Annotated in this window: 10 protein-coding genes; 5 read left to right on the top strand and 5 right to left on the bottom strand. The window is 71.9% G+C overall.

Features of this window, described 5'->3' with window-relative positions; all coding sequences use genetic code 11:
- A partial coding sequence (locus ACZ4MF_RS31060) for a type I polyketide synthase (protein ID WP_467495324.1) occupies positions 1-3,629 on the bottom strand: 3,629 nt, incomplete at its 3' end.
- Positions 3,630-3,938: 309 nt separating this feature from the next.
- Between ACZ4MF_RS31060 and ACZ4MF_RS31065 the strand changes: the two genes are divergently transcribed.
- The gene (locus ACZ4MF_RS31065) at positions 3,939-7,040 is read left to right on the top strand and encodes a non-ribosomal peptide synthetase (protein ID WP_467495326.1); all 3,102 of its coding nucleotides are present in this window, start codon (positions 3,939-3,941) and stop codon (positions 7,038-7,040) included.
- A gap of 29 nt (positions 7,041-7,069) precedes the next feature.
- On the opposite strand, the gene ACZ4MF_RS31070 is transcribed toward ACZ4MF_RS31065, so the two are convergent.
- Positions 7,070-9,031: an ABC transporter ATP-binding protein gene (locus ACZ4MF_RS31070; protein WP_467495328.1), complete on the bottom strand. Its 1,962-nt coding sequence runs from the start codon at positions 9,029-9,031 to the stop codon at positions 7,070-7,072.
- Between the two features lie 228 nt (positions 9,032-9,259).
- On the opposite strand from ACZ4MF_RS31070, the gene ACZ4MF_RS31075 reads away from it, so the two are divergent.
- From ACZ4MF_RS31075 to ACZ4MF_RS31085, 3 genes are all read left to right on the top strand, one after another.
- The gene (locus tag ACZ4MF_RS31075) at positions 9,260-10,297 is read left to right on the top strand and encodes a C40 family peptidase (protein WP_467495330.1); all 1,038 of its coding nucleotides are present in this window, start codon (positions 9,260-9,262) and stop codon (positions 10,295-10,297) included.
- A 114-nt stretch (positions 10,298-10,411) separates the two neighbouring features.
- Positions 10,412-11,629, top strand: coding sequence for a glycosyltransferase (locus ACZ4MF_RS31080; RefSeq protein ID WP_467495332.1), 1,218 nt, complete (start codon positions 10,412-10,414; stop codon positions 11,627-11,629).
- Positions 11,630-11,747: 118 nt separating this feature from the next.
- Positions 11,748-13,124 (top strand): glycoside hydrolase family 43 protein, encoded by a 1,377-nt coding sequence (locus tag ACZ4MF_RS31085; protein ID WP_467495334.1) that lies wholly within the window; start codon positions 11,748-11,750, stop codon positions 13,122-13,124.
- 27 nt (positions 13,125-13,151) lie between these two features.
- Here the strand turns inward: ACZ4MF_RS31085 and ACZ4MF_RS31090 are convergent, their stop codons facing one another.
- On the bottom strand, positions 13,152-14,057 hold the full coding sequence (locus ACZ4MF_RS31090; RefSeq protein ID WP_467495336.1) for a GNAT family N-acetyltransferase: 906 nt from the start codon (positions 14,055-14,057) through the stop codon (positions 13,152-13,154).
- A gap of 625 nt (positions 14,058-14,682) precedes the next feature.
- On the opposite strand from ACZ4MF_RS31090, the gene ACZ4MF_RS31095 reads away from it, so the two are divergent.
- Positions 14,683-15,339 carry a transglycosylase family protein gene (locus ACZ4MF_RS31095; RefSeq protein ID WP_467495338.1) on the top strand — a complete coding sequence of 219 codons (657 nt, stop codon included), beginning with the start codon at positions 14,683-14,685 and terminating at the stop codon, positions 15,337-15,339.
- A 94-nt stretch (positions 15,340-15,433) separates the two neighbouring features.
- Here ACZ4MF_RS31095 and ACZ4MF_RS31100 read toward each other — a convergent pair whose 3' ends face one another.
- The gene (locus ACZ4MF_RS31100) at positions 15,434-16,180 is read right to left on the bottom strand and encodes a sulfite exporter TauE/SafE family protein (RefSeq protein WP_467495340.1); all 747 of its coding nucleotides are present in this window, start codon (positions 16,178-16,180) and stop codon (positions 15,434-15,436) included.
- Entirely contained in the window at positions 16,177-16,566 is a 390-nt protein-coding gene (locus tag ACZ4MF_RS31105; RefSeq protein WP_467495342.1) for a rhodanese-like domain-containing protein, read from the bottom strand. The genes ACZ4MF_RS31100 and ACZ4MF_RS31105 overlap by 4 nt, the downstream gene beginning before the upstream one ends.
- Positions 16,567-16,597: the final 31 nt, after the last annotated feature.

Genomic DNA, 16,597 nt, shown 5'->3' on the forward strand with positions numbered 1-16,597 from the left:
TCCGCGAACCGAGCCGCGAACACCGGCGAGGAGTCAAGGAGTTCCACCGCCATCCCCACCCACTGCGCACCCTGACCCGGAAACACGAACACCGGATCCCCCAACACCGGCCCCCCACCGGACAACACCCCCGACCCACCCGCCCGCAGCCCCGCCACCAGCTCATCCCGCGAACCACCCACCACCACCGCACGACGCTCGAACACCGAACGCCCCGCCAGAGCACTCGCCACGTCCCGCACCGGCACTTCGGGATACCGCTCCAAGAACTCCACCAACCGCTCCGACAGCAACCGCACACCCCCCTCACCCCGCGCGGACACCATCAACGGCACCACACCAGCCCCACCCACACCACCCACAGCACCCGACCCCGAACCCCCCGGCGCCTCCTCCACGATCACATGCGCATTCGTCCCGCTGGCGCCGAAGGAGGACACGCCCGCCCGACGGGGACGTCCGGTGTCCGGCCAGGAGCGCGTCTCCGTCAGCAGTCGTATCTCTCCCGTGGTCCAGTCGACGTGCGGGGACGGCGCGTCGACGTGGAGGGTGCGCGGCAGCACGCCGTGGCGCATCGCCTGCACCATCTTGATCACACCCGCCACACCCGCGGCGGCCTGCGTATGACCGATGTTCGACTTCACCGACCCCAGCCACAACGGCCGGTCGGCCGAACGTCCTTGCCCGTACGTGGCCAGCAGCGCCCGTGCTTCGATGGGGTCGCCGAGCGTGGTGCCGGTGCCGTGGCCCTCGACGGCGTCGACGTCGTCGGGGCTCAGGCCCGCGTTGCCGAGGGCCGTGCGAATGACGCGCTGCTGCGCCAGGCCGTTCGGCGCCGTCAGACCGTTGGACGCACCGTCCTGGTTGATCGCCGAACCGCGGATCACCGCCAGCACCGGATGGCCGTTGCGTCGCGCGTCCGACAGCCGCTCCAGCAGCAGAAGTCCCACGCCCTCCGAGAACCCGGTGCCGTTGGCGGCGGCCGCGTACGCCTTGCAGCGGCCGTCGGCGGACAGGGCGCCCTGCCTGCTGAACTCGACGAGTGCGGCGGGCGTCGACATGACCGTCGCCCCGCCGGCCAGGGCCAGCGTGCACTCGCCCAGGCGCAGCGACTGCGCGGCCAGGTGCAGGGCGACCAGGGAGGACGAGCACGCCGTGTCCAGCGTGATGGCCGGTCCTTCGAGGCCCAGCGCGTACGCGATGCGCCCGGAGGCGATGCTGGCGGCGGCTCCGTTGCCGAGGTATCCCTCCAGGTTCTCGGGCGCGCGCTCGTAGAGTCCGGGCCCGTAGCCGCCGTGCATGACTCCGGCGAAGACGCCGGTCCGGCTGCCCTTGAGGGAGGGCGGCGCGATGCCCGCGCGTTCGATGGTCTCCCAGGCGGTCTCCAGCAGCAGCCGCTGCTGCGGATCCATCGCCAGCGCCTCACGCGGCGAGATCCCGAAGAACGCGGCGTCGAACCGGCTCACGTCCTCCAGGAACGCCCCCTGACGCGCGGACGACGTGCCGGCGCCGCCGGATTCCTGGTCCAGGAGCCGGTCGAGGTCCCAGCCGCGCTCCGTCGGCAGCGGGCCGACGGCGTCCGTCTCGGCCATGAGCAGGTCCCACAGCTGCCCGGGTGAGTGCGCGCCCGCGGGGTATCGGCAGCCCATCGCGACGATGGCCACCGGCTCGTCCGGGTCGTGGGGCAGCGGCGCCGCGTCGTCCACCGGGGGTGCGGTGTCGAGCAGTTCGTCCGCCAGATGGGCGGCCAGCGCGCTCACCGTCGGGTGGTCGTAGGCGAGGGCGGCCGACAGGGTGCGGCCGGTCGCGGCGGACAGGCGGTCGCGCAGGGCCACCGCGGCCAGCGAGGTGAAGCCGAGTTCGTGCAGGGCCCGGTCGGGGTCCACCTCCTGGGCGGAGCCGAATCCGAGGACCTCGGCCACGGCGGACCGCACCAGGTCGAGCAGCGCCCTGCTCCCGGTGGGCAGCGCGATGTCCACGAGCGGCGCGGCCGTACCGGATGTCGTCGTGTCGGCGTCGGCGGGCGCCTGGGCGTCCGGCCTCAGGCCGACCGAGGGGTTCACGGTGAGCAGCGTGGCGGGCAGCTCGGCCAGTCGTGCGCGGGCGGTCTTCCCCGCCGCGTTGCGGGGGATCTCCGCGACCGTGTGGAACGTGTCGGGCACCTTGAAGTAGGAGAGCTCCCGGCGGCAGGTCTCCAGGAGGGTGCGCGGGTCGATGCCTTCGGGGCCCTCGGGGCCCGGTACGAGATAGGCGACCGGGACCTCGCCGAGCACGTCGTGCGCCTGACCGGCCACGGCGGCGTCGGCCACGCCGGGCACCCGGACCAGGACCTCCTCGACCTCCCGGGGGTGGATGTTCTCCCCGCCTCGGATGATGAGTTCCTTGACCCGCCCGGTGATGGTGAGGTAGCCGGCCGGGTCCCGGCGGCCGAGATCACCGGTGCGGTACCAGCCGTCCTGGAGCACCTCCGCGGTCTCCTCGGGCTGGTTGTGGTAGCCGAGCATGACGGCCGGGCTGTTGACCCACACCTCGCCCTCCTCGGCGCCGACGGCCTCTTCGCCCGTGCGGGGGTGCGTCAGGCGCAGGCCGAGTCCGGGCAGCGGCAGTCCGCAGGAGCCCGGGACATGAGGTCCGCCGGGCGCGTGCGTGGTGATCGCTCCGCCGGTCTCGGTGCTGCCGTAGCTGTCCAGGAGCCGGATGCCGAAGGTGGTCTCGAAGGCCTCGTGGAGCGACGCCGGGCAGGCGGAGCCGGCCACCATGCACACGCGGAGGTCCGGCAGACGGCCCGTGCCGCTCTCCCCGGCCACGTCCACCATGCGGTGGAACAGCGTCGGTACGGCGACCAGGAAGGTGGAGCGGTCCTCGCGTGCGGCGTTCAGGATCTCGTCGGGTGCCGCGCCCTGCATGATGTGTGCCGTGGCGCCGACGGCCAGTACGCCCAGCACGCCGATGTTGTGCGACACCGCGTGGAACAGCGGCATGGGCCACAGCACCCGGCTGTCGGCGGTCATGCCGAGAATGGGCGCGTTGCACACCGCGGTCGCCCACAGCGAGGCCCGCTGGGTCGACACCACTCCCTTGGGACGGCCCGTGGTGCCCGAGGTGTAGAGCATCCAGGCCGGTTCGTCGAGACCGAGGTCGTCGCGCGCCGCGCCGTCCGGCTCGGTGGTGGCGAGGGTGTCGAAGTCCGGGAGCCCGCCGGGCGTCCGGCCGGTTCCGGCCACGACGACGCCGACCGCCTCGCCGCGCCGGGCGATCCTGAGAACCTGCTCCGCTCCGGCGGCCGCGGTGACGACCAGGACGGCGCCGCTGTCGTCGATGTGGTGGGCGAGTTCGGCGTCCGTGGACTGCGGGTTGACGGGGACGCCGACGGCACCGGCGCGGGCGACGGCGACGTAACCCTCCACCATCTCGACGTTGTTGTGCATGCGCAGCAGTACCCGGTCGCCGCGCCGGACGCCCAGGTCCGCCAGGTGTCCGGCGAGTCGGCGCGTGCGTCGTTCCAGTTCCCCGTACGTCACGGAGCGCCGTGCGTCCCGGAACGCGGTCTTCTCCGGGGAGCGACGGGCATGGTCGGTGAGCAGCTCATGCAGCGGCCGGATCAGGTCAGTACGCAACGTGACGCTCACGCCTCTCGGTTTCCAATCGCGTGGGGAACGGAAGTGTGGTGCCGCCGACAAGCCGAACGGTCGTGCCGCGCACGGGCCTTCAACACGCCGCAGCATGGAATCGCAGCGTCAGTATCGCCACGACCTCGTTAGGGGTTTGCCTAGTACTGCGGCGCCGCGTACGGGCGTTTTCGGCCCGGCCCCGTTCCCGGACGAAGCGACGGTGAAACCGGTGTGTCGGTTCCCGTCAACTCCTAGGAGGACCCCCAGTGCCCGGCGGCCGAAAATACGCGGGCCCGGCTCCACGGTGGACCCGGTCCGGAGGCCAAAATGAGTCCTATCTCTCGACAACAGCACGGCTACCGCAGGGCGATGTCCGCCGGCGAGTGGCTCTACGCGGGCATGGCGCCCCGTCACTCCAACATGGTCCAGTTCGTGGTGGAGGGCGCGGGGACGATGGACGAGCGGCGGCTGGCCGACGCCGTGGCCCGTGCCTCGGAGGCCAGTCCCGGTACCAGACTGGTGCGCGACGGCCGCCACCTCGTCGACAGCGGTGTTCCGCCGCGTGTCCGGGTCACGGAGGCGGGCTCGTTCGACGCACGGCTGCTGGACGCGCCCGCGCTGCGGGACGTACTGCGCAGTCCGGGGTCCACGTTCGAGGTGCTCGTCTTCCCGGGCGGCACGCAGGGTCCGGACTGCGCGGAGGCGTCCGTCACCGTCGTCTTCCGGGCGTCGCACGGCGTCACGGACGCCCGTGGGCTGATGCTGTGGATCGAGGACGTGTTCCGGGTCCTGCGGGGCTCGGAGCCGTTGGGTGCGCCGTCCACGCTGAGCAGGGACGAGTTCCTCGAAGACCTGGAGCTGCCCGGCGGGCCGCCGCCGGTCCCCCGGAACGTCGGTGAACTGCTCTGGTCCTCGCCGCTGGGCCCGTTGCCGCGCAGGCCGTCCGGAATCATCTGGCGTCGGCGGTCGGTCGACGGAAGCCACCCGGCGGCGACGGCGAAGGTGGCCGCGGCGGTGGCCGCGGCGTACGGCCCCGACGGCAACGGCCGCTTCATGGTCCCCGTCGACCTGCGCCGGCACGCACCCGGGATCCGCTCGACGGCCTGGCTGTCGCAGGCGTTCGTGCTGGGCGTCGATGCCGGGGACAGCTGGCAGGAGGTGCACGGACGCGCCCTCAAGGCGCTCGCCGACGGCGCGGAGCTGGCGGTGCGCACGGACCCGAAGATGCTGAAGACCCCGCTGCCGCTGATCCGGATGTTCACCTCGGCGGTCGACCGGACCGCCGTGCGGAAGAACCGGTACTCCGCGCTGTCCCACGTCACGCATCTGGGCACCTACGACCTCGCCTCCTTCGACGCGGACGACTTCACGGCGACGGCCCTGTACGCGCTGGGCGGTACGGGCCCCGGGGCACCGCCCTCGATCGACATGGTCGAGAGCGGTGGCCGGACCGAGGTGACCGTGACATGGCAGGACGGACCCGGTATCGCGGAGCGCGCGCAGGCGCTGCTGGACGTGGTCGAGGAGGCCCTGTCGCCCCGGGCGAACCGGGTGTGGACGGGTAACGACACCGCGCGCGAGCTGGTGTCGAGCGCTTCGGTGGTGCGGCGCTTCCGCGAGCAGGTGCGGCGCACGCCGGACCGTGTCGCGCTGAGCGGTCCCGAAGGGCCGGTGACCTACCGCGAGTTGAGCCGACGGGCCGACGCGGTGGCCAGGGCGCTGCGGGACCGGGGCGTGGGTCCCGGGACGGTGGTGGGACTGCTCGCGGATCGTTCGGCGGCACTGGTGGCGGGCGTGTGGGGAGTCCTGCGGGCGGGTGCCTGCTATCTGCCGTTGGACGCGCAGCATCCGGACGCCCGGTTGGCCGGCCTGTTGTCGGATGCGGGGGCGGCGTACTGCCTGGTACAGGAGGCCCACGGGCAACGGGCGGTCGTACCGGAGGGCTGTGAGCGGCTGGCGCTCGGCGAGCTGGCGGCGCCTGCCGGTCCGGAGGACGGCGACGAACCGCCGTTCGTGGACGTCGAGGTGTCCCCGGACGACCTGGCCTACGTGATCTACACCTCCGGCTCCACCGGCCGGCCCAAGGGTGTGCAGATCGAGCACCGCAGCCTGACGCACTATGTCGAGTGGGCCACACGGGAGTTCGGGGTGGCCGCGGACACCCGGTTGCCGCTGGTCACCTCTCCGTCGTTCGACGTCACGGGCACCTCGGTCTTCCTGCCGCTGCTGGCGGGCGGAGAGGTCGTCCTGATGCCGCAGGAGCCGAGCCATCTGTCGCTGCGGCAGTTGCTGCAGAACTCCGGCGCCACCATGCTCAATCTGACACCGTCCCATCTGGACCTCATCGGGCAGCTCGGCATCGCGCCGACCGGGTACCGCAGCGTGGTCGTGGTCGGTGAGCAACTGCGGGTGGAAGTCGCCGCGCGGGCCCAGGAGATGTTCGGGCCGCAGTGCCGGATCATCAATCTCTACGGTCCCACCGAGGCGACGATCGGCTGCACCACCCACACCTTCAGGGCCGGCGACGACACCGGCATCGCCGTACCGATCGGGCTGCCGGGCGACAACACCCGTGTGCATCTGCTGGACGCGGGGCGCCGTTTCGTGGCACCGGGGGAGGTCGGGGAGATGTACCTGGGCGGCGTGCAACTGGCCCGTGGATACCTGGGCCGTCCCGATCTGGACCGTGAACGCTTCGTCCGTCTCGCCGACGGCAGCCGGGTCTACCGGACCGGTGACCTCGCCCGCGTGACGCCCTCGGGCAGCCTGGAGTTCGTCGGGCGCATCGACGACCAGGTGAAGGTGCGAGGCCACCGGGTCGAGCCGGCCGAGGTGGCGCGGACACTGGAGGACCATCCAGAGGTGACACGGGCGGTGGTGATCGCCAAGGCCCGGCCGGGGAGTACGTCGAAGGCGTTGTACGCGTACGTGGTCACCGGCCTCGCAGCGGAGGAGCGGGACTCTCTCACGAAGGAGTTGACGGCGTACGTCACGGAGCGTCTGCCCCGGTACATGGTTCCCGCGGCGATCACGGCGTTGTCCGAACTCCCCTACACGGTGAGCGGCAAGGTCGACACGAAGGCCCTTCCGGACGCCTTCGGGGAGGCTCCAGGGGCCGATGCGGACGCGGTCGCGGCTCCGCAGGGGCCCCTCGACCCGATGGAGGAGGCGGTGGCCGAGGTGTGGGCACGCACCCTCGGGGTGGAGCGCTCCCGGCTGGAGGGCCGCTCGGACTTCCACCGGCTGGGCGGGGACTCGCTGTCCCTGCTCACCATGATCGCCGGGGTGTGCCGGTCCGTGCTGGACGCCGAGGGAGAGGAAGCCTTCATGGCGGAGCTGGCGCAGATCGTGGGAGAGCCCACGCTGGATCAGGTGGTCGCCCTGTGCCGGAAGGTGACGTCATCGCCGAACGCGGCTGAGCGCCCCTGATCCGCAACGGCGGGGCAGGGCCGTCGCGGTCACGCCGACTGCTCCTTCTCCGTGTCCTTCCCTGCGTCCTTCTCCGTGTCGGCGCGTTGGGCGGGGATGGCGCGGTCGTTCTGAAGGAGCCAGAGTTCGCGGAACAGGCCCGGTGTGGTGGTGAGTTCTTCGAAGGTTCCGGTCTGGATGATCCGGCCGTGGTCCAGGACGACGATCCTGTCGGCGATGGCCACGTTGGCGAGCCGGTGTGTCACGAGGACGACGGCGCGGTCCTCGGCGACTTCGCGCAGGCCGGTGAAGATCCGGTGTTCGGCGCGGGCGTCGAGGGCGCTGGTCGGTTCGTCCATGACCAGGAGTCCGGCTCGGCGGTGGAAGGCGCGGGCGATGGCGATGCGCTGCCACTGTCCGCCGGAGAGCTCGACGCCGCCGAACCATTCACGCGCGAGCAGGGTGTCCAGGCCGCTGCGGAGGTTGTCGACGACTTCGTGGGCTCCGGCGCGTTCCGCGGCCCGGTGGACGGTCCGGTCGCCGCCGTGGGGCTGCCCGAGGGTGATGTTCTCACGGGCCGTGAGCGGCCAGTGGGCGAAGTCCTGGGGGACGACCGCGGTCTGCTGCCACAGGGCGTGGGGGTCGAACTCGCCGGTGTCGCGGCCGTCCCAGGTGACGCGGCCGCGGGTGGGCAGGTACAGGCCGGACAGGAGCTTGGACAGGGTGGTCTTGCCGGATCCGTTCTCGCCGACCAGGGCGAGGACTTCGCCGCGGCGGACCTCCAGGGTGACGCCGTCCAGTGCGGGCTTGTCGGCACCGGGGTAGACGTAGGTGAGGTTCTCCGTCCTGACGGTGTCCGGGGAGGCGGGAGAGCGGGTTCCGCGGTTCATGCGGTGGCCGCCGGCTTCCTCGATGAAGTCGACCCAGTCGTCGAAGTACAGGCCGGTGCGGAAGAGCTGGGTGCCGTAGCCGACGAGGCCGCGCAGGGACGAGCCGACGGTGCGCAGGGCGAACACCGCGGTTCCGGCGGAGGCCACGGACATGTGGCCGGTCGCCAGGAGTGCCGCGAGCGCGCTCCAGACGACGAGGGAGCCGACGCCGCCCGCGAGGGCGCCGAGGAGTTGGAAGCGGCCTCCCCGGTTGATGGCGTGGTCGGTGATGGTGTCCACGCGGGCGCCGATCTTCCGGTACAGGCCGAGGAGGAAGGGGGCCATGGTGCCGGCCCGGACCTGGTCGGCGGTCTCCTTGTCCACGATGTACCAGCGCAGCAGGGCGAGGATGCGCCGCTCGGACGACATGGCACGGCTGGCCTCGTAGGTGACCTGGGCGCTCTTCATGCTGGCGAGCCCTTGCGGGAGGACGGCCAGGAGGAGCAGCGGGAGGAGGACCGGGTGCAAGGCGGTCAGGACGCCGGCGGCGGCGATGATGGAGGCGAGGCAGGCCATGAGCTGCTGGGACTGGGTGATCAGGTCCTGGGCGAGTTCGGCGCCCCGGTCGGCGTTGTCCCACCTGTCGTTGAAGCCCGGCTGGTCGTAGGCGGTCAGCTCGGCCGCCACGGCCGCGTTCAGCATCTCCAGCTCGGCTTCGCGGGAGATCCGCGGGGACAGCCGCCAGGACAGGTTCGTGATGGCGATGGCGAGGAGCGCCCGGGCGCCGGCCGCGACGGCGAGGGCGGTGATGGCCGGGACGGCGCTGGTGAGCCGGTCCTGGATGTGCCCGGAGGCGACCAGCGCGGTGATGGTGCTGGTCGTGGCGACCAGGCCGAACGCTTCCAGACCGGCGGAGAGTCCCTGGCAGGTCAGCAGGGAGACGACGGCCCGCCGGTCGATCTTCCAGGCGAGAGCCAGGGCGCGGCGCATGAGGTACGGCAGCCGCCGGGCCATCCCCCACGTGGTGACGGGGTGGCGGCGCAGGACGGTGAGCCGAGGGGACTCGAACCGGAGTTCCTCGGCCGGTTTGCCGGAGGGGGGTTCGTCGGAGGCGGGTTCGTCAGGATCACTGCCTGTGCTCAAGTCGGTCCTTCCGCCGGGGAGTTGGGCACCCAGAGTGCGCCATATCGGACGTTCCCGGGAATGGCGCGGGCGTAAGATCCACTCGAACTCGTGAACCGCGCGGCGTGCCGACGTGCCCATCAGGCAAGATCCTTCATGCAAACATTTGATCTCTCCATGGGAAAGTCATTAAGGTCATGCTCCAGTCCTCGCTCAGGTGATCACTCAAGGCCGAAGGAGCTCACCCCTGTGGCGTCCCATCGTCGACCCAAGCAGCCGAGCCGCACCCGTGTGACCGTGCTGACCACCGCGGCCGCCGCTGCCGTCGCGCTCAGTGCGAACGCCGCCGATGCCGCGCCGCGCGAGAAGCCCGGCAAGGACGAGGTCAAGGCGAAGGTCGACGAGCTCTACGAGCAGGCGGAGCAGGCCACCGAGAAGTACAACGGGGCCAAGGAGAAGCAGCAGAAGCTGCAGAAGGAGATCTCCACCCTGCAGGACGGCGTCGCGCGGGGTCAGCAGGATCTCAACAGGCTGCGCGACGGCCTGGGTTCGCTGGCCACGGCCCAGTACCGCTCCGGCGGCATCGACCCCTCGGTCCAGCTCTTCCTGTCCTCCGACCCGGACGACTTCCTCGACAGGGCCTCCACGCTCGACCAGTTGAGCGCCCAGCAGGTCGAGGCCCTGAAGAAGATCCAGGACAGACAGCGCGAACTCACCCAGGAGCGCACCGAGGCCACCGAGAAGCTCAAGGACCTCGCCGCCACCCGCACCGAGCTGGGCGCCAGGAAGAAGGAAGTCCAGAGCAAGCTCGCGGCGGCACAGAAGCTGCTCAACACTCTGACCGCCAAGGAGAAGGCCGCGCTCGCCACCGAGCAGGCGCGGGCCGACCGCTCCGCCACCCAGCGCGTGGACCTCGGCGACGCCGGCTCCGCCTCCGGCCGCGCCTCCGCCGCCTTCGCCGCCGCCCAGAGCCAGCTCGGCAAGCCGTACGTCTACGGCGCCACCGGCACCGCCTCCTACGACTGCTCCGGCCTGACCTCGTGGGCCTACGCGCAGGCCGGCGTCTCCCTGCCGCGCACCTCCGAGGCCCAGACCGGCGCCGGCACCCGCCTCACCCGGAGCCAGCTCCAGGTCGGCGATCTGGTCTTCTTCTTCAACGACCTGCACCACGTCGGCCTGTACGCGGGCAACGGCCAGATCCTGCACGCCCCCCGGACCGGCACGGTCGTACGGTACGAGTCGATGGACACCATCGGCGGACCGTTCATGTTCGGCGTCCGCGTCTGAGCGGACTGCCCGCGCTCGCGGGCGGGCCGCGCGGCGGCGCGCTGAGTGTGCGTCACCTCCCTGCTGCCCGGCCTTCGTCGGCTTACCTTCTGTGCCAGCACAGAAAGGTTTGTCGTGCGGGTACTGTTCACCACGCTCGGTAGTCCCTCCCACGGCCGCGCCCAGTTGCCCCTGGCCCGGGCGCTCGCGGCGGCCGGCCACGACGTGCTCGTGGCCACCGCTCCGTCCCTCGTCCCGCTGTTCGCGCAGGACGACGTCCGGGTGAGCACCTGCGTCGGCGAGTTCTCCGTGGGGTCCTTCATCACGGCGGACGTGCTCGCGTCGGCGTCCCGGACCGGTCCGGAAGGAGAGGCGCGGCAGGGTCTGCTGGAGCGGGCCCTGCTCCTGGCGATGTCCGGGCCGATGGCCAGGAGTCTCCTGGAGCGGATCCTGCCGGTGGCACGGGAGTTCCGCCCCGAGCTGATCCTCCGTGACGGCATGGACCTCGGCTCCTGCCTGATCGCGGAACACCTCGGCATCCCGCAGCTGCCCACCCCGTCGGGCGCCGGGAACGCCGTCGATGCCGCCCAGGTGCTGCCCCGCCTCAACGCCGTACGGCGGGAACAGGGGCTGCCCGCCCAGGAGGACCCGCTGTCGCTCGTCCCCCACGGGCGCATCGACTACGTACCGGCGGCCTTCTCGTTCGCCCGGCACCTGCCCCCGTCGTGGGCGTACCGGCAGACCGTGGCCGTGGACCGCCGCTCGGTCCTGCCGCGGTGGATCGCGGAACTGCCCACCGACCGCCCCCTGGTGTTCGCCGCGCTCGGCACCGCGCTCCCCTTGATCCGGCAGCAGACGGCCGCGGCGCCCGCTCAGGAGCAGCCGCCGGTCCCGCTGCCCGACCCGGTGGTGACGCTGCGGTCGATGATCGGGGCGGCCGAGCGGCTGGAGGAGTGCACCGTCGTCGTCGCCACCTCGGGCCTCCCGGCGGACACCGAGGGTCTGCCCGCGCATGTGCGCGTCACCGACCGGGTACCCCAGCCCCTGCTGCTGGAGTCCGTCGACGCGTTCCTCACCCACGGCGGCTTCAACAGCATCCGCGAGTCGCTGCGCACGGCCACCCCCATGGCGGTACTGCCGCAGTTCGGCGACCAGTTGGCCAACGCGCGCCGCGTGCAGGAGCTCGGGCTCGGCCGCGCGGCCGACGACAGCACGCCGGACGGCATCGCCGCGACCGTACGCGAGACGCTGACCGACGCACACATCCGCGCCCGGACCCGCGAGGCCCGGCTGGCCATGCTGGCCCTGCCGGAGATCGAGAGCGCCGTCGACGACCTGAGGAAACTCGTCTGACCTTATTGACGCGAACATGGCCACGCCTTACGTTCTGAGCGACCCACCGAACTACGTTCGATATATCGAGCATGACTGTTGTTCGTCCTCAAGGGCCCGCACCCCTCCTGGAGCACGCATGGCCACCTCCCGCCGTCAGTTCCTCGGCCTCACGGCCGCCACGCCCCTGGCCGTGACCGGCGCGCTGGGCCTCGGCGCCACAGCCGCGCAGGCGGCCGACCCGGCGTACGTGATGTGCTACTTCACCGAGTCGACCAGCCTCGGCGACGGCACGGACTACGGCCTCCACCTGGCCGTCAGCCAGGACGCGCTGGAATGGACACCGCTGAACCAGAACAACCCCGTCGTCACGCCCACCGAAGGCGACCTCGGCCTGCGCGACCCGTTCGTCCTGCGCAGGCAGGACGGCACGTTCGTCGTCCTCGCCACCGACCTGAAGGGCACCGACTGGAACTACGTCAGCCAGTACATCCACGTCTGGTACTCGACCGACCTGTGCACCTTCACCGGCTACCACCGGCTGAAGCTGCACGACATGAACACCCACGCCTGGGCGCCGGAGGCGTTCTGGGACGCGAGCCGGGGCCAGTACGCGGTGATCTACTCGGCCGTCGACGCCGGCGGCCACAACGTCATCATGGTGAACTACACCACCGACTTCCTGACCGCCTCCGCACCCCAGGTCTTCTTCGACCCGGGCTACGACGTCATCGACGGCGACATGGCGGTAGGCGTGGGCGGCGTCAACTACCTCTACTTCAAGAAGAACCAGACACTGGTGGGCGCCCGCTCCACGTCGCTCGCCCCGGGGAGCTTCACGGAGTTCGGCACGGCCGTCGCGCACGGCGGCACCGAGGCGCCGGAACTGGTCGAGTCCCCGACTTCCAGCACCTGGTACCTCTACGGCGACACCTACACCCCCAACGGCGTCTTCTACGTCTGGCAGTCCGGTGACCTGTCCACGGGTACCTGGATCGCACGCGACCAGAAGACCTACACCCAGCCGGTCAACTCCAAGCACTGCGGCATCCACGCGATCACCTCGGCGGAGTACGCCAAGCTCCTGGCCTACTGGGGCACTCCGCAGTGGAACCGCCTCAAGTCGTACAACCACCCGGACCGTTACGTCCGTCACTCCGACTTCGTGGGCCGCATCGACGCCTACCCCATCGACCCGTATCTCGACTCGGAGTGGAAGCTGGTCCCCGGTCTCGCGGACCCGGCAGGCGTCTCCTTCCAGTCGGTCAACTACCCGACGCGCTACCTGCGTCACTACGACTACCGGCTCCGACTCGACGCCGGCGACGGCACGTCCACGTTCGCCGGGGACGCGACCTTCTACCGCACACCGGGCCTGGCGGACGCGAGCTGGGCCTCGTTCCGGTCGTACAACAACCCGGCGCGCCACATCCGCCACTCCGACTACGTCCTGCGCATCGACCCGATCTCCACGGCCACGGACCAGCAGGACGCGACCTTCCGGGTCGGGTACTGAGCCCGCACTCGCACGCGGGCGGCGGTGTCACTCCGGAAAATCGATGGAGCGGATCTCCTCGATGACGTGGTAGCCGGCGCTGGTGTACAGGTTCATCGCCACCTCGTTGCCACCCCACACGGTGAACATCAGCGCCGAGTCGCCCCCCGCGACCGTCGCCCGCTCGCCGACCGCCATCGCGGCCCGGCCGTATCCCTTGCCGCGATGCTCCTCCTGGACGTGCAGCGAGTATCCATAGGTGACTCCCGGCAGATGACCGTGCCTCAGCCAGCCGGTGCCGATCGCCTCGCCTTCCGCTTCGAGCACCAGGAACGTGTTGTCGGGCGTCGCCAGTCCCTCGGGAATCAGCTTGGCGAAGTCGCGGTCGGACTTCCGCTCGGCCTCTTTCGCGCCCAGGGTCCCCGAGCGGACGATGTCACCGGCGTAGGAGGCCTTCTCGGCGGCGAGCCAGCCGGGATACTCGTCCTGTGTCATCGATCGCGCGCCGACGCCGTCGAGGAGTTCCGGCGGGGTGTCGATGCGGCGCACCCTGAGCTGGCCGCGCAGGCCGTAACCGCCGAACAGGTCGCCCGCGGGTTCGGCGAGCGGGACGTCCAGCCGGCGCGCGCCGCGCTGTGCGCACCACCCTTCGGCCCAGTCCCGGGCCGCCTGCTCGTACCCCCGGCCGGCATGGTGCGGGTCCACGCGCAGGTCGCAGACGCGGCCCGCGAGCTCGCCCCTGCTGTCGGCCACGAGCACGGCGACGTGCCCCACCCGGATCCCGGCGTCCGTGATCTCGGCGACGGTCCAGTCGCCGATGTCGGCACATACGCCGTCGAGCATCCGCTCCCCCGCGGCCGCGTCGAGCCCGACCGCCGTGTAGGAGGCGCGTCGCCGTCGTTCGAAGTCCTGTCGCCAATGCGTGGTGTCGCCGAGCACGCCGAATTCCGTCACGTGAGCACAGTAGTCAGGTTGTCATGGACCTGTGTGGGCATTTTTCGGTGCCGGGCCGTGGGCGTGCTGCCGCTCGGCCACCGACGCGGCATGCTCGCGCACATGGTCGAGGAACCGCGCGCAACTCGGTGCGGGAGGGCCCGCTGTTCGCCGTGTGCCCGCGGGACGCCGGTGTGCCGGCAGCGGTGACGCCGTCGCCGCGGCGGTGCGGACGGCCGCGCTCCGCGCGATGTCCAAACTGCGGCTCATCGCGCGGCCGGAGGCCGTGTGCGCCTCCTGGCCCGATCGCCGCAGTGCCCGGTACCGCGGCGGCTGCATCCCGGCCGTCGTGTCCGGGCCGAGCGCTCCCCCACCCGTCGTAGGCGTGCGCCGCCCTACGACCCGTCCCGCATCGGGGCGACACCGCGCCACGACGGCCGGTCCGACTTCCGTGCTCCCATGCCTCCTCGTGTGCGCACTTGCCAGCCAAGCTGATGGGTCGTCAGGAAATCGGGCGGTGGCACGCGGCGGCGCACTGGATCGCGTGAGCTCTGCGCGCCTTGTGAGCGCCCGGGCGGCACTGCCGTACTGCCTACAGCCCGTCGGACCGACCGGCGGGCGGGAACCGCAGTGGAGAGGAAGGCCCATGACCGCACGACGGCCCCACCGCCGCACCGTGCCCCCACGGCTCCTGCCGTCGCTCCGCACCGCCCTCGCCCTCGGCGGCTTCGGCATCGTCCTGCCGCTCCTCGCACCGGCCGCCGGCCACGCGGCCTCCGGCACCGCGTGGGACCGGGTCGCCGGCTGCGAGAGCGGCGGCAACTGGAGCATCAACACCGGCAACGGGTTCTACGGCGGGTTGCAGTTCACCCGGTCGACCTGGGCGGCATACGGCGGGACCGCGTACGCGCCGCGGGCCGATCTGGCGAGCCGGGCGGAGCAGATCAACGTGGCGGAAGCGGTCCTCGCCCAGCAGGGGCCGGGGGCCTGGCCGGTCTGCTCGGTACGGGCGAACCTCACGCGGAGCAGCGGGCGGAGTGCGCCGGTCGCACGCCCCGCCACTCCCCTGCGCACCGCCACTCCCCCGCGCATCGCCCCCGAGTCCCGCCCGCACACCACGACCGGCCACCGCTCCGGCGCCTCCTACACCGTGCACGAGGGCGACACCCTGTCCGCAGTCGCGCAGCAGGCGGCCGTCCCCGGCGGCTGGCACCGGCTGTACGACACCAACCGGAACGTCATCGGCCCGGACCCGGACATGATCCGGCCGGGACAGCGACTCGCGCTGCCCGCCGCCGGCTAGCGGGTTTGTCCGCCGACCGGCGAGCCCGTGCGGTCGGGCGAGGAGCGGCACCCCTCGCCCGGCCGGCCGGGCCCGCGGGTTCGGCGCCGTCGCGTCAGATCACCGCGTCGGCGAACATGAAGGCGGCCACCGCCAGCAGCACCACAGCGAAGATCCGCCGCAGAGTCCCGCCCTTCACCTTCGCCCCCAGGCGTCTGCCGTCCCACGCCCCGAGGATCGCGGCGCCCGCGAAGGGGCCGACGACCGCCCAGTCGAGGCGGTCCACGGTGCCGCCGCGCAGGCCCAGCGCCGCCAGGGAGTTGACGGTGATGACCAACAGGCTTGTGCCCACCGCCTCGCGCATGCGCAGGCCGAGCACTCCCACGAGGGCCGGCACGGCGAGGAAGCCGCCGCCGACCCCGAGGACGCCGGTCACCGTGCCGAGTCCGGCGCCGGCCGCCGCCGCGCGCCCGGCCCTGACCTCCCGTACGGCGCCGTCCTGCGCCCCGGGTCGCAGCATGCGGACCGCCGCGACGGCCGCGACCAGCGCGAAACCGGCCGACAACACACCCGCCGGGAGGTGCCCGGCGAGCACGGAGCCCAGCATCGCCGGGCCGATGCCCGCCGCCGCGAAGAGCAGCCCCGTGCCCCAGCGGACATGACCGTCCCGGGCGTGCGCGGTCAGTGCGGTGCCCGAGGTGAGGGCCACGATCACGAGTCCGGCGGTGGTGGCCGCCACCGGGGTGAAGCCGAGCAGGTAGATCAGGGCGGGTACGGCCAGGACGCTGCCACCGCCGCCGAGCGCGCCCAGCGCCAGCCCGATCACCGCGCCGGCCACGACGGCGAGGATCAGGGCACTCACGCGACCGTGCCGCGCAGGCCCCGCGCGTCCACCACCGGAAGCCCGGCCTCCGCCCAGTCCCGCATGCCGCCGATCACGTCGACAGCCTCGACGCCGTGGGTGCCCAGCAGTTCGGCGGCCTGCCGCGAGCGGTTGCCCGAGCGGCAGATGACGATCAGGCACCGCCCCCGGACCTCGTACGGCAGCGGCCTGCCCTCGTAGAGCGCGGTGAGCGACAGGTGGACGGCTCCGGGGACATGGCCCGCGTTCCATTCGTCCGGTTCCCGGACGTCCAGCAGGACGGGCGTGCCGGCGTCGTCGCACGCCGTGTCCCGCACGGCGTGTCCGGTGCGTTCGGCCGCTTCCTGCACGGTGATCCGGCCTGTGCCGGAAGGGGGTGACTCCATGGGGGCGCTCCTCGCCTCTCGTGCGGATCGG

The sequence above is a fragment of the Streptomyces sp. NPDC025793 genome (assembly GCF_055558375.1).